Origin of the sequence: Actinomycetospora sp. (genome assembly GCF_036497245.1) — a bacterium.
Classification (GTDB): domain Bacteria; phylum Actinomycetota; class Actinomycetes; order Mycobacteriales; family Pseudonocardiaceae; genus Actinomycetospora.
The window spans coordinates 1-12141 of the sequence record NZ_DASXJS010000164.1 but is presented as its reverse complement, the minus strand read 5'-3'; the positions used below and the strand labels follow the sequence as shown (position 1 = coordinate 12141).

The following is a 12141-nucleotide window of genomic DNA, read 5'->3' as shown; positions in this document are numbered from 1 at the left end:
TCGGGGACCCACGCGGACTCGTCGACCCGCGAGAGCAGCACCCGGTCGAAGCCGATCCCGGCCGCCACGACCGGAGCCTGGTCGATCAGCTCGCTGAGCGAGCCCGCCCTTCGCAGGGTCTGCAGCCCCTCGCGCACGCGTCCCATCAGCCCCTGGGTCGCCGTGGAGGCGGAGCTGCTCAACTGCTGCTCGGCGTCCCGGATGTCCCCCAGCAACCCGACCATGGCCTGGAGCCGGAGCGGGTCGGTGCCGGAGACGGCGAGGTCCTGGATCTCGGCACCCGCCTCCGTCCAGGCACGGGCCAGTGCCCTGGCCCCGGCCGCCCGGCCGACCACCGGCGCCTCGTCGTCGCCCGCGGTCCAGCCGAGGAGGTCCCGCGCCCGATCGATGGCGGAGAGGGTGGCCTCCAGCGCCTCTCCCCCCGAATCGCGGGACTCGGGCGCCCCGTGCGGCGCGCGAGACCTCTCCGCGGGGCCAGAGCCGTCGAGACCCACCAGGTGGCGCTCGGGGATGCTCGTCATCTGCTCCTCCGGACTCGAGGGCGTCGTCGACGTCAGATGGTCACGTGATCGACACATCATGACGTGGGTCACCCTATCAAGTATATTCGAGTCCTCAACGATCGGGCACCCGTGGTAGTGACGTGGAACACGGGATTTCCCGTGCGAGGATGCGCGCCACGGCACGACGTCGTGCCGGTCGAACACCTGGAGGGTGACGATGTCGCTGGCCGCTGCGCCGGTTCCCGGACGATCCCGGAACGCCCGATGACCCGCGCGGTGCGCATCACCGTGCTCGGTGCGGGTTCCTGGGGCACCGGAGTCGCGTCACTCGCGGCACGGAACACGCCCACGCTGATCTGGGCGCGCGACCCCGCCCAGGCCGAGGAGATCAACGAGCAGCGGACCAACAACCGCTACCTCGACGGGCACACCCTCCCGTCCGGTCTGCGCGCGACCGCGGACCTCGAGGAGGCCGCGTCGCAGGCCGACGTCCTCGTCGTCGGGGTCCCGTCGCACAGCATCCGGACCGTCCTGGACGAGGTCTCCCCGCACGTGCGGGCCTGGATCCCGGTGATCTCGTTGGCCAAGGGCCTCGAGCCGGAGACCCGCCTGCGCCCGACGCAGGTGATCGGTGAGTGCCTGCCCGGACACTCGGTCGGCCTGCTCGCCGGCCCCAACATCGCGGGCGAGGTCCTCGCGGGCTACGCCGCGGCAGCCGTGGTGGCCACGCCCGACGACGCCGTGGCGTCCGCACTGCAGCCGCTCTTCGCCTCGCCGGTGTTCCGGGTGTACCGCAACCACGACGTCACCGGCTGCGAGCTGGGCGGCATCCTCAAGAACATCGTCGCGATCGCCGCGGGCATGGGCGACGGCCTCGGGGTCGGCGTGAACACCCGGGCCCTGGTGATCGCGCGCGGGCTCGCCGAGATCACCCGGCTCGGCGAGGCGATGGGCGCCGATCCGCGGACCTTCGCCGGGCTCACCGGCCTCGGCGACCTGATGGCGACCTGCATGAGCCCCGCCTCGCGCAACCGACGGGTGGGCGAGGAGATCGCGAGCGGCAAGACGGTCGAGCAGGTCCTCTCGGAGATGACGCAGGTCGCCGAGGGGGTCAAGACCGCCCGCAGCGTCATGGAGCTCGCCGACGAGTACGACGTCGACGTCCCCATCTGCTCCGAGGTCGACGGCGTGGTCAACGAGGGACGGACCGCCGAGGAGGCCTACCGCGGGCTGCGCAAGCGGACCCCGGGCAGCGAGTACGAGGCGGCCTGATCAGAGGAACGTGAACACGTTGTCGATCACCCCGGTGAGCAGCGCGATCAGGGTCGCCAGCCCCATCAGGAAGAGGACGAGGTAGACCGCCCACTGCCACGAGCTCACCTCGCGGCGGGCGTCCTCCACCCGGGAGATGGTGCTGCGGCTCGGGTCGTCGGTCTCCGCGAACGACGCGCGGAACGCGAACCGCTCGTCCCAGGTGTCGGCGTCGACCACTCCGTCGAGGAGATCGGCCACCGGGCCACGGGCGACGACGCGGCCCGCGAGGATGACGACGAGGTCGTCGCCCAGGGCCTTCGCCATCCCGATGTCGTGGCAGGTGAGGATCATCGTCGCGTCCGTGTCCGCCCGGGCTCGGCGGATCGACTCGATGACCATCGTCCGGTTGGTGGCGTCGATCGCATCGCCGGGGTCGTCCAGGACGAGCAGGTACGGGTCGTCGACGAACGACTTCGCGAGCGCCAGCCTGCGCCGGGTTCCCGACGAGAGCGTGGACGGCATCTGGTGGGCGACGTCGGTCAACTCGAACTCGATCATCCGCCGCCAGGCCCGCTCCTCGATGACCCCCTCGTCGTAGCCGCGGACCTCGAGCGGGTAGCGCACGTTGGCCCACGCGGTCATCGACGCGAACAGCGAGCTGTCGTAGATCGAGGCGCCGCCGAGCAGCACTCCCATGCCCTGGCGCAGGTGGCGGAGCTCGACGGGGCTGAGATCGTGCACCGCCCGGCCGTCCACGGTGACGTCCCCGGAGCCGTCGTCCGGGGTCTCGAGTCCCAGCAGGATCCGGGTCAGGGTGGTCTTCCCGACGCCCGATGGACCCATGATCACGACCGTCCGCCCGGGGGCCACGGTCAGTGAGATGCCGTCGAGCACGCGGTCGCCCTCGAAGGACTTGCGGACGTCGTCGACCACCACCTCCGGGGCGGCGGTCAGGGCCCCGGCACCGGTCGACCGGTTCGCTCTCGTCATCGACGCGTGACTCCTTCGGGGGGCGGCATTACCCCGACAGCGAGCCTCAGCGTGCCAGACGGGTCAACGCCCACCCAGGCGAATTAGGCCTTCGCGGTCGTTCGGCTACCCGCCGCGCACCGACTACAGGCGGTGAAGCCCTCGTCGCGGGCGTCGTTCACGGTCAGCGCCTCGGCGTCCTGGCCGTCGAGCACCTGGCAGCCGTCGACGTGGTAGCGCATCCGGCCGGGCACCACGTGCACGACCGTCGCACCGTCGATCCCCGCCTCCGCCGCGGGGGCCGCGGGAGCCTCGGTCTTCGCCGGCTCGGTCTTCGCCGGCTCGGTCTTCGGCGGCTCGGTCTTCGGCGGCTCGGTCTTCGGCGTCGCCACCGTCGGCTGGGCCTTCGGTGCGTCGGCCGCCTTGGCGGGCTCCGCCTTGGCGGGCTCCGCCTTCGCGGCCTTCGCGGCATCGACCTTCGGCGCAGCGGCATCCACCTTCGCGGCGTCGGCCTTCGGCGTGGCGGGCTCCGCCTTCGCGGCGTCCGCCTTCACGGGCTCGTTCTCCGCCGCGTCGGACTCGGTCTCCGCCTTCGCGGGACCAGCGGGAACGGCCTCGGTGGCAGGCTCCCGACGCAGGAGCACGACGTAGAGCGCCGCCGCGACGAGGCTGACCACGAGGGCACCGACCGCCAGCGCGGTCTGGCCCGTGATGAAGGCGCTGGCGAGCAGTGCCGCCGCGAGGACCATCAGGGCACCGATGAGCATGTTGCGAACGTCCTCCTAGCCGTGGATGGCGTACCGCCCGTCGGCATGGTATCGGCAGGTTTCGACGGGGTGACGGGCGAGGTCGCCGTCACCGCCGGCGAGCGGGAGCGTCAGCTCCGAGAGGCCTTCGAGCGGGCGCCGATCTGTCCCGCGGCCGCCCCGATGACGACGGCGGCCACGAACGAGAAGACGGTGTACAGCGGGTTGAAGGTGCCCTGGAGGAACATCAGGGGCACGACGAGGAGATAGCTCAGCACGGCCGCACCGGCTCCGTGCAGCGGCGGGTTCGGGCAGGCGATGCCGACGCGCGCACCGGCGGACGCGAACGCGGTGACGGCGACGAGGATCAACCAGAACATGCCGATGACCGGCACGTACGTGCTGACGATCGGCTGGATCAGCCCACCGAAGACCAGGATCATGAACCCGGTGCTGACCGCCCGGGCCACGGCACCGACGTCGATCTGCGCCGTCCCCCCGCTCGTGGGCGTGCTCACCGACGACGGTGGGGCGGACCGCTGCCGCGGCGGGGTCGTCGCACCCTTCGGGAGCTTCGACGGCGACTTGGACCCGGGCTTGGAGGCCATCAGGGCGTCACGGTCCTCTCGGTCGAGGACTCGGCGGTGGTGCCGTCCTCGCGGGGTCGCTGCAGGTAGCGGTGGGTCGGCAGCAGGATGCCGAGCACCGAGCCGGCCACGAAGCCGACCATCGCCGGGAACACCTGCCACGCGGCATCCATCGCCAGGCCGACCACGCCGACCAGGCCGCAGGCGGCGAGGACGACCCGGGCCCAGCCCTGGGCGAAGAAGAGCGCCACCGTCACGAGCAGGATGAGCACCCCGAGCCAGGGCAGGAAGGGGACGAACCACTGGTCCTGCGCATTGGACGCCAGGACCGTGCCCGTGCCGGCGAGCGCGTCCTGTTGCGTGGCGGCATCGGTCGGATCGGGTGTCCCGATCTGCGAGATGATCAGCGCGACCGCGACCACCACCCAGCACACGACGGCGAGCGCCAGCTGCCACGGATAGCGGCGGTGCTTCCAGTCCTGGGAGACCGCGGCCATGAGGCGCGTCACCTTGGGCGAGGTCATCAAACGATGATAAAGGAGCCCTCATCGGGGCTCGCGTCCCCCGCGTGGGGCACTGCCCTCCCCCGTCGGGACATGCCTTCACGGCGATCGCACCCGTGCGTCGTTGCTCCCCCTACAGTGACGGCCTCGCCCGGGCGGCCGCCCGCGCTGTCAGCGCCTGAACAGCTCACGGCGAGGTCAGGAGACCCGATGCCGGAGCAGAGCGAGCGAGAGGGCCGGAGCGACGGCCGGAGCGTGGAGCCCCCCGGCCTGCGTCTGACGGGTGTCACGACCGTCATCGACGACTCCCCCGTACTCCATCGGCTGGGGCTCGACGTCCCGGCGGGTGAGATCACGGTGCTGATGGGGCCGTCCGGCGCAGGCAAGACCACCCTGGTCCGCCATCTGGTGGGCCTGCTCGAGCCCGACCGGGGCACGGTCGAGGTCGGCGGCCGGAACGTCTGGGAGGCGAGCCCGGCCGGCCTGCGGGAGATCCGCAACGGCATGGGGGTCCTGCTCGGCGGGTCGTCGTTGTTCGACTCGTCGCTGTTCTCCTCGATGACCGCCTTCGAGAACCTCGAGTACTCCCTCAAGCACCACGGAGTCGGCGAGGCCGAGCGTGACCGCCGGGCCATGGCCCGGCTGCAGGAGATGGCGCTCGACGACGTCGCCGCGCAGCGCCCGGAGGCGATGCCGGCCCACGCGCGGCGTCGGCTGGGCCTGGCCCGTGCGCTGGTGACCGACTCCCCGGCGCTGATCCTCGACGACATCGACGTCTGCCTGGACGCGGCGCACTCGCACCGCATCCTCGCCGCGCTGGCGAGCTGGCGGGAGCGCACCCACGGGACGCTGCTGCTCACCACGCACAACATCGGCCTGGCACGGGAGCTCGGCGATCACCTGGCGATCCTGGCCAACGGGCGGATCATCGCGACCGGGAGCGCGGCGGAACTGCTCAACGGGGTCGAGACGAACGAGCAGTTCGACCACCGGTTCCAGATTTCGGACTTCCTCGGCCCGCCCCGCATCGAGGACGTCCGGGCCGACGACGAGACCTCACGCCGTGGCCTGCGGGTCACGTTCGACCCGGCGATGGTCCGGGCCGCGGCGATCGGCATCGTCGTCGTCACGCTGGTGGTCATGACGCTCACGCTGGCCCACCTGATCTGAGCCGTCCCGGGCCGGACGCCGTCGGCGACAGCGTCCGGGCACTGGTTCAGGAGGGTGCGACGACGGCCCCGTTCGGCTTGACCGCTGCGCCGGACCCGCTCACCGCATTCCAGGTCCCGCCGTACTGCACGAGACCGGCCCCGCGGATGTCGTCCACGCGGTCCGGGTCGCCCGGGGCGGCATCGCCGCTGAAGTAGTAGAGCGGGTGGCCCGCATAGCTCACCTGTTGCCGCCCGTCGGCCCGGGTGACCGTGCCGATCTGGGCGTCGTCGAGGGAGTTCTTGTTCCCGTCCGTCGACGTCGGCTCCCCGGTGGCGATGTAGGGGCGCCAGGCGTTCGCGCAGGCGTCCGCACAGGTGGGCGAGCCCCCCCGGTCGGCGTCGAACTGGTAGAGCGTGTGGCCGGTGCCGTCGGCGAGCGTCGCGCCGTAGAAGCTCGGCCGCAGCTGCAGCGTCGTGGCGGCGCCGGACAGCTCCAGCTTCGGGCCCTCGTCGACCGGGCTGCCGCAGGCCGTCAGCGCGGCGACGGCGGCGAGGAGGACGGGCAGGACGGCGGCTCGCCGGACGACGGTTCCCCGCACGGTCGCGGTCATGGGTCCTCCTGGTCGGGGTTCGGGGTACGGGGGTGTCAGCGGAAGGACACGATCACGAGGACGACGAAGGCGACGGCCACCAGCAGGCAGGTCGCCGCGCCGCGGAGATAGACGCGGCGGCGCTTCTCCTGGGTTCGCTCGTCCAACGGCAACGACGACGCGAGTGCGTCGGCGTTGCGCCATCCCCAGATCCCGACCAGCACCAGCAGCGCGGCCGGGATCAGGAGATAGAGGGCGCTGATCGTCATCTAGCCGCCCTGGCCGGGTGCCCCACCGAGGCCGGCCGGGGCTCCGTCGGGATCGGCCGGCCGGTACGGGTCGGCGAAGCGCACGTTCTCGCTCTGCAGTTCGTTCTCCAGCCAGCTGCTCCACGCCGCGATCTTCCGGTCGGTCGTCACGGCCTGCTTGAGGGGAATCTGCGACTGGGCGAAGTCGGCGGGCTTGCCCGGGATCACGTCGGTGACGAGGCCGACGTTCCAGCCCTGCGAGGTCTGGACCGGTCCGAAGGGCTGGCCCTTGGGCGCCGCGAACGCGGCCTGCGCGTAGGGCGCCTGGAGCTTGTCCGCGGTGACGTTCTGTCCGAAGTCACCGCCGGCCGCCTTGGTCGCCGCGTCCAGGCTCTGGGTGCGGGCCAGGTCGGCGAACGGGGCGCCGCCCTTCAACTGGGCGAGGATGTCGTTGGCCTGGTCCTGGCTCGGGACCACGATGTTCGAGAGTCGGCGCTGCTCAGGCGTCCCGAGCCGGGCCGCATACTTGGGGAACTCCGCCGGCAGCTCGCTGTCCGCCACCTGGACGGGGTCGGTGATCTGCTTGATCAGCTCCGCGGAGGCGTACTGCTGGCGGATCTCGTCGAGCACGTCGGGCTCGGAGGACCCGACCGCCGCCAGCCCGGCGGTGAACTTCTGGTAGCCGTCGGGGCCCGGCCCGTACTGCGCGGTGATCATGTCGGTCAGCTGCTGCCGGACCTTGGTGTCGGGGATGACGATGTTCCGGTCCGCCTCGGCGTTCTCCATCACGTCGGCGACCGACATGGCCTTCGCCGTGTCGCGCCGGAACCGGTCCGCTCCGGCCGGGTCGGTCGGTGCCTGGGCTCCGTAGAGCGCCTCGATGGTCTTCAGCCGCTTGCCGTACTCGTCGACGGTGACGACGCGGTTCTTCACGGCGAACGCGGCGTCCGCGGGCAGCGGCGGCGAGTACACCGAGGGGAAGAGGCCCATGAGAGTCGGCACCGCCAGCGCCGACACCAGGGTCACCAGGGCGACGATGAGGCCGACGAGGGTCCGGCGCAGGCGTGTCCGTGGTGGCCTGGGACTGCGGAATCCGTCGACGGTCGCGGTCACGGGTCGCTCGAGGGTCTGCATCTAGGACACTCCTATCGACGCAGGAGCCTGCGGCGCGGGCTCGGGCGCGTCGGGGACGGCGGGGAGCGGGGTGGTCGGGGGCCACACCCACACGACGAACAGCGCGGCGGCGTAGGACAGCCCGACCGAGGCCGCCAGCAGGAGCCCGAACTCCCGCATCAGGGCGAGCGGGGAGACGGCCAGGACCGCGTACCCGATGGCCGAGGTGCCGGCCGCCAGAGCCACCGCCCGGCGCAGGCTGCGATCGGCGAGCCGCACGGACTGGGCGACCATCACGGTGAACTCGCAGCCGACGGCGGCGGTCAGAGAGCCGAGCGCCACCGTCAGCGGACTCAGCGCGGACCCGGTGACCACCAGCAGCAGCAGGGAGCCACCGGTCGCGATCACTGCGGCGGCGACGGCGCGCAGTGCGTCGACCCGCCGGCGCAGCCCCAGGGCCAGCACCAGCCCCGCGGCCACGAGCCCGGCCACGCTGGCCAGATACCGGTCGGAGGAGACCAGCTGGTAGCCCCGCACCGCGACCGTGGGCAGGCCGGTCAGGTCGGCCGTCATGCCCGGGGGCGGTGGTGGCAGTTGCGCCTTCACCTGGTCGGTCACTGTCGCGAGCTCGCCGAGGTCGTTCAACGAGACCCCGTAGGACATGTTCGCGACCTGGCCGTCGCCCCGCACCACCGAGCTGGTCAGCGAGTCCGGCATCAGCCGCAGCCCGGCCTGGATCTGGTCGGCGGTCGGGTTGTTCCCGAGGAAGTCGAGCAGGCCGGGCGGGGAGAGCACCGGGTTCATCACGTCGCCGTGGTTGACGACGATCTGTTGGTTGGCCTGCTGCATCCACTGCCACGCCTGCGGGCTGCGGACGTCGGCCGGCGGGGTCCCCGGGGCGGGGCCGTTCGCGCGCAGCACGATGTTGAGCTAGCCGTTGGTGCCGATCACCTCCTGGACGTGGTCGGCGTCGTCCATCGCCGACAGGCCTCGAGCCAGGTCCTGGATGTTGGTCTGCAGCGGCATGACCGCGAGCAGGGCCCATCCGCCCAGGGCCAGGATCACGACACCCGCACCCAGCCCGAGCCGGACCCGCCGCGTCGCGGTGGCGAGCGGGGCGAACAGGCTCGGGGGCCGGTCAGCCGCTTCGGTACGGGGCGCCGTCATCGTGGGCCGGGGCTCCGGCACCGTCGGGTCCTCGGCGCTACGGCGCACCAGCAGCGCGCCCAGTCCGACGGCGAAGGCGATGCCCACCGCGAGGGTGACGCCCAGGTCGCGCACGAAGGCCAGCGGCGCCAGGGCCAGCGTCGCGAAGCTGCACGCCGATCCGGCCGCGACCACGAACACGACCCGGCTGCGCGCCCGTTGGGCGAAGTAGGTGGGGTAGTAGCTGCCGAGCCCGAGCAGGACCGGGAGGAAGGCGAGCACCCCGAGCGACAGCGGATGGCCGATCCACCCGAGCCCCGCCACCGTCATCCCGGTGGCGAGCAGGGTCACCGCCAGTGGGAGCAGCCGCCGTCGTCGCCGCGTCCAGGGGACGAGGAACAGGACCAGCCCGATCGCCGCGACGGCGATCGCTCCGATGATCGGGATCTGGGTGTCGACGGACTGTCCGAGCCCGGCCACGATCGTCGGTACCCCGGACACCGTCATCCGGGTCCCCGGCGGCAGAGCCGCGGCGTGGACCGCCTGCTCGACGTTTCCGACCAACGCCTGGGTCCCGGCCTGGTCCAGCCCCGCCCGGGGACGGACCAGGATTGCGAGCGAGTTCGCGTTGGGGATCACGTAGTGCCAGCGGGGCTTGACCTCGCCGGTCGAGTCGAACACGACGTTCTCGACGAAGCGGGGGTTCTTCAACGTCGGGAGCCCGATCGGCATCGCCTGGATGATCGTCGGCGCGTACCGGTTGTCGAACTCCGCCTGCGCGCGGGCGCCCGCCGCATCGACGTCGGCCTGCGAGGCACCCTGTTTCTGCGCCGCCTGCTTCGCCGCGTTCGCCAACCCGTCCCGCCGGCCGAGCAGCTCCGCGACGACGAGCTGCGCCTGGCCCGCGATGTTATTCAGGGTTCCGACGGGCCCGTAGACCGCTGCCGTATCGGGCGCGTCCCCGAGCTTCTTCTCGAGGTCGAGCACCCCGGGCAGCTGGTTCGTCTGGAGCAGGGCCCGCGGCTGCGGGTTCTCGAGGAGGACCACGATCGGGTCCCCGCCGAACGACTGGCCGAGCTGGTTCAGCTGGGCCAGCGACGGGTCGTTCGAGGGCAGGAACGAGTCCACGCCCGTCTCCACCCGTACCTGCGCGAGCCCACCGGCCAGGAACACCGCCACGAGGAGGCCCGCGACCCCGGCGACGAGGTCCCGGCGGCTCGGGCGGCGCACCCGCCGCCAAACCCGCGCGCCCTGCTCGCGGAGGGACACCCGCGGCGGGGCGCCCGCGTCATCGCGGGCCCCCCGCCGTGTGATCCGAGACATCCTCATACGGAGCGATTCTGACCAGTCACCGGGTGTAAGGCTGCAGCGGGGCGTTGCACGCCGCGTTGCTCCCCCCGGGGGGGTTCCCGACGTTGTACTTCATCTGGCCGAACGGCAGCATCGGCCCGGGGATGCCGCCCGGCAGCGAGATGCTGTCGTACCCGACGACCGGCGCCACACCACCCATCGGACCCTGCGGCGCCTGCGTCGTCCTGGAGGCGGCGTTCGCAAAGTTGATGAAGAACGGCAGGACGTTCGGCCCGCACGGCTTCACGTAGGACAGGATCGGGTTGAGCTGACCGAAGAACTTCAGGCCGTGGGGCACCATGTCCTGGACGTCGCCGGCGAACTCCGGCACCCGCTGCAACGTGGGCGGCAGCTTGGTCAAGGTCTCGTCCAGCGCGGGCAGCAGTCCCCGGAGGTCCGCGGATGTTCCCGGGAGCTGGTGGAGCGCGTCGTTGAGCGGACCGGACGACTTGTTGAGGTTGTCCGCCACGGGCTGCAGCGCGCCACCGAGCCGCGAGAGGTCGCCGCTGGCGGCCTGGGCCGTCGACAGCGTCGGGGGCAGCTTCGAGATGACGGCCTTGAGGTCGTCGGAGCTGCCCGCCGTCACCTTGGTCACGGTGTCCGCGTCGCTGACGAGATCGGCGATCTGGCCCTGCCGGGTATCCAGCGAGTTGAGGACCTTCGCGGTGTTCGACGAGAGTTGGCGCAGCGCCATCTCCTGCCGGCTCAGCGCCGTCAGCGCCGCCGGCACATACCGGGTCGGTTCACCGAGGCTGCCGAAGGTTTGCGAGATCCCGGACTGGTTGCCCTGCGTGACCTTGTCGAGCGACTGCAAGGTCCCGCTGAGGTTCTGGCGATCGGACTGCGGCAGGGCTCGGACGAGCTCGTCGGTGTCGACCGGCGGGCTCACACTGCCCGTCGGGATGACCGCCTGGTCCGGCAGCGGCGGGCCGTTGCCGTCGGTGATGTCGACGTAGGTCTCGTTGATCAGCGTCTTCGTCTTGATCGCCGCGTGGACGCCCTGGTGGAGCGGGGCGAACTCCGGGTGGTCACCGAGACCGGCGCGGACCTGCGCGACGCCGTTGGCGATCTCGAGCGACAGCACGCGCCCGACCGGCACCCCGTTCAACGTCACCTGGCTCTGGTTGACCAGGTTCTTGTTGATCGGCGACTGGAACGTGATCTGGTACGGGGTCGGCGCGACGAGCGGGAGCTTGCCACCGGCCGCGATGTAGAAGATCGCGTAGAACACCAGGCTGACCACCACGAACACGATCAGGATGGCCAGCCGGATGACCGGCATCGCTTTCTGGGAGATCTTCACCGTCGGACCCCTATCGGGTGGTGGCCGCGGCGGCCGGGGCGGGGAGGGGCGACGTGGCGGCGGCCGGAGCGGCCGCCCGTCCGGGCGACCTGCTCGCCGCGTTCGCGGCCAGGCTGAGCGGGCACGTCCCGGCAGGCTGTCCTGCCGCCAGCAGCCCCACGTTGTTCAGGGCGCACTGTGCGGTGGCCGTCGGGAGCCCGGCGGTGCTGGGGATCGTCGTCGGACCGGCCTGCACCAGGGCCCGGAGGCTGTTGCGCAGGTCGCCCGCACTGCCCTGGTCGGTGATCGACCGCGACTGGTAGGTGAACGCCGTGAGGTCGGGCAGGTACGGGAGGAGCGTGCTGGTGATCGGCTCGAGCTGGCGCACGATCGGCTTGAGGTCGGGGAACGTCCGGTTCAGGTCGTCGACCACCGGCCGGAGGTCGGCGCTGACCGGGCGCAGCTTCTGGGCCACGGGCTCGGCCTTGTCCAGCGTGGTGTCGAGCGTGTCGACCACGTCGTTGAACCGCGACAGCGAGTCGGGCAGCGTCTTGCTGGCCTCCCGCACGTCGTCCAGCGTCGGGTCGAGCTGGTCGGACAGGCCCTGGATGCTGCCGGTGGCCGACTTCAGCTTGTCGGTCACGCCCGGCAGCTGGCTGAACGAGTTCTTGATGTTTTCGCTCTGATCGGACGTCGCCT

Annotated in this window: 14 protein-coding genes; 2 read left to right on the top strand and 12 right to left on the bottom strand. The window is 71.7% G+C overall.

From position 1 onward, the window contains the following. On the bottom strand, window positions 1–521 hold a 521-nt coding region (locus tag VGI02_RS17430), incomplete at its 3' end, for a hypothetical protein (protein WP_331629093.1). A 246-nt stretch (window positions 522–767) separates the two neighbouring features. Between VGI02_RS17430 and VGI02_RS17425 the strand changes: the two genes are divergently transcribed. Beyond that, on the top strand, window positions 768–1775 hold the full coding sequence (locus VGI02_RS17425) for an NAD(P)H-dependent glycerol-3-phosphate dehydrogenase (protein WP_331629091.1): 1008 nt from the start codon (window positions 768–770) through the stop codon (window positions 1773–1775). On the opposite strand, the gene VGI02_RS17420 is transcribed toward VGI02_RS17425, so the two are convergent. From VGI02_RS17420 to VGI02_RS17405, 4 genes are all read right to left on the bottom strand, one after another. After that, window positions 1776–2747 (bottom strand): ATP-binding cassette domain-containing protein, encoded by a 972-nt coding sequence (locus VGI02_RS17420; protein ID WP_331629089.1) that lies wholly within the window; start codon window positions 2745–2747, stop codon window positions 1776–1778. An 83-nt stretch (window positions 2748–2830) separates the two neighbouring features. Beyond that, window positions 2831–3493 carry a hypothetical protein gene (locus VGI02_RS17415; protein ID WP_331629087.1) on the bottom strand — a complete coding sequence of 221 codons (663 nt, stop codon included), beginning with the start codon at window positions 3491–3493 and terminating at the stop codon, window positions 2831–2833. Between the two features lie 110 nt (window positions 3494–3603). After that, on the bottom strand, window positions 3604–4080 hold the full coding sequence (locus VGI02_RS17410; RefSeq protein ID WP_331629085.1) for a hypothetical protein: 477 nt from the start codon (window positions 4078–4080) through the stop codon (window positions 3604–3606). Then, window positions 4080–4583, bottom strand: coding sequence for a hypothetical protein (locus tag VGI02_RS17405; protein ID WP_331629083.1), 504 nt, complete (start codon window positions 4581–4583; stop codon window positions 4080–4082). The genes VGI02_RS17410 and VGI02_RS17405 overlap by 1 nt, the downstream gene beginning before the upstream one ends. Before the next feature lie 189 nt (window positions 4584–4772). Between VGI02_RS17405 and VGI02_RS17400 the strand changes: the two genes are divergently transcribed. Next, on the top strand, window positions 4773–5732 hold the full coding sequence (locus VGI02_RS17400) for an ATP-binding cassette domain-containing protein (RefSeq protein WP_331629081.1): 960 nt from the start codon (window positions 4773–4775) through the stop codon (window positions 5730–5732). Window positions 5733–5778: 46 nt separating this feature from the next. On the opposite strand, the gene VGI02_RS17395 is transcribed toward VGI02_RS17400, so the two are convergent. The 7 genes from VGI02_RS17395 to VGI02_RS17365 all read right to left on the bottom strand — a co-directional run. Next, entirely contained in the window at window positions 5779–6324 is a 546-nt protein-coding gene (locus VGI02_RS17395) for a COG4315 family predicted lipoprotein (protein ID WP_331629079.1), read from the bottom strand. 35 nt (window positions 6325–6359) lie between these two features. Next, window positions 6360–6572, bottom strand: coding sequence for a hypothetical protein (locus VGI02_RS17390; RefSeq protein WP_331629077.1), 213 nt, complete (start codon window positions 6570–6572; stop codon window positions 6360–6362). After that, entirely contained in the window at window positions 6573–7685 is a 1113-nt protein-coding gene (locus tag VGI02_RS17385) for a peptidylprolyl isomerase (RefSeq protein ID WP_331629075.1), read from the bottom strand. Next, window positions 7686–8585: an RND transporter family protein gene (locus tag VGI02_RS17380; protein WP_331629073.1), complete on the bottom strand. Its 900-nt coding sequence runs from the start codon at window positions 8583–8585 to the stop codon at window positions 7686–7688. 9 nt (window positions 8586–8594) lie between these two features. Beyond that, window positions 8595–10040, bottom strand: coding sequence for an RND transporter family protein (locus tag VGI02_RS17375; protein WP_331629071.1), 1446 nt, complete (start codon window positions 10038–10040; stop codon window positions 8595–8597). 118 nt (window positions 10041–10158) lie between these two features. Then, window positions 10159–11463, bottom strand: a complete 1305-nt coding sequence (locus tag VGI02_RS17370) for an MlaD family protein (RefSeq protein ID WP_331629069.1) — start codon at window positions 11461–11463, stop codon at window positions 10159–10161. Window positions 11464–11473: 10 nt separating this feature from the next. Beyond that, window positions 11474–12141 (bottom strand): Mce/MlaD family protein (locus VGI02_RS17365; protein WP_527249134.1); only part of this gene is annotated, 668 nt, incomplete at its 5' end.

What these genes read in the sequence shown, in the direction of transcription:
- VGI02_RS17425 (WP_331629091.1), top strand. Translation starts at nt 768, where the DNA reads ATGACCCGCGCGGTGCGCATCACCGTGCTCGGTGCGGGTTCCTGGGGC.
- VGI02_RS17420 (WP_331629089.1), bottom strand. Translation starts at nt 2,747, where the DNA reads ATGACGAGAGCGAACCGGTCGACCGGTGCCGGGGCCCTGACCGCCGCC.
- VGI02_RS17415 (WP_331629087.1), bottom strand. Translation starts at nt 3,493, where the DNA reads ATGCTCATCGGTGCCCTGATGGTCCTCGCGGCGGCACTGCTCGCCAGC.
- VGI02_RS17410 (WP_331629085.1), bottom strand. Translation starts at nt 4,080, where the DNA reads ATGGCCTCCAAGCCCGGGTCCAAGTCGCCGTCGAAGCTCCCGAAGGGT.
- VGI02_RS17405 (WP_331629083.1), bottom strand. Translation starts at nt 4,583, where the DNA reads ATGACCTCGCCCAAGGTGACGCGCCTCATGGCCGCGGTCTCCCAGGAC.
- VGI02_RS17400 (WP_331629081.1), top strand. Translation starts at nt 4,773, where the DNA reads ATGCCGGAGCAGAGCGAGCGAGAGGGCCGGAGCGACGGCCGGAGCGTG.
- VGI02_RS17395 (WP_331629079.1), bottom strand. Translation starts at nt 6,324, where the DNA reads ATGACCGCGACCGTGCGGGGAACCGTCGTCCGGCGAGCCGCCGTCCTG.
- VGI02_RS17390 (WP_331629077.1), bottom strand. Translation starts at nt 6,572, where the DNA reads ATGACGATCAGCGCCCTCTATCTCCTGATCCCGGCCGCGCTGCTGGTG.
- VGI02_RS17385 (WP_331629075.1), bottom strand. Translation starts at nt 7,685, where the DNA reads ATGCAGACCCTCGAGCGACCCGTGACCGCGACCGTCGACGGATTCCGC.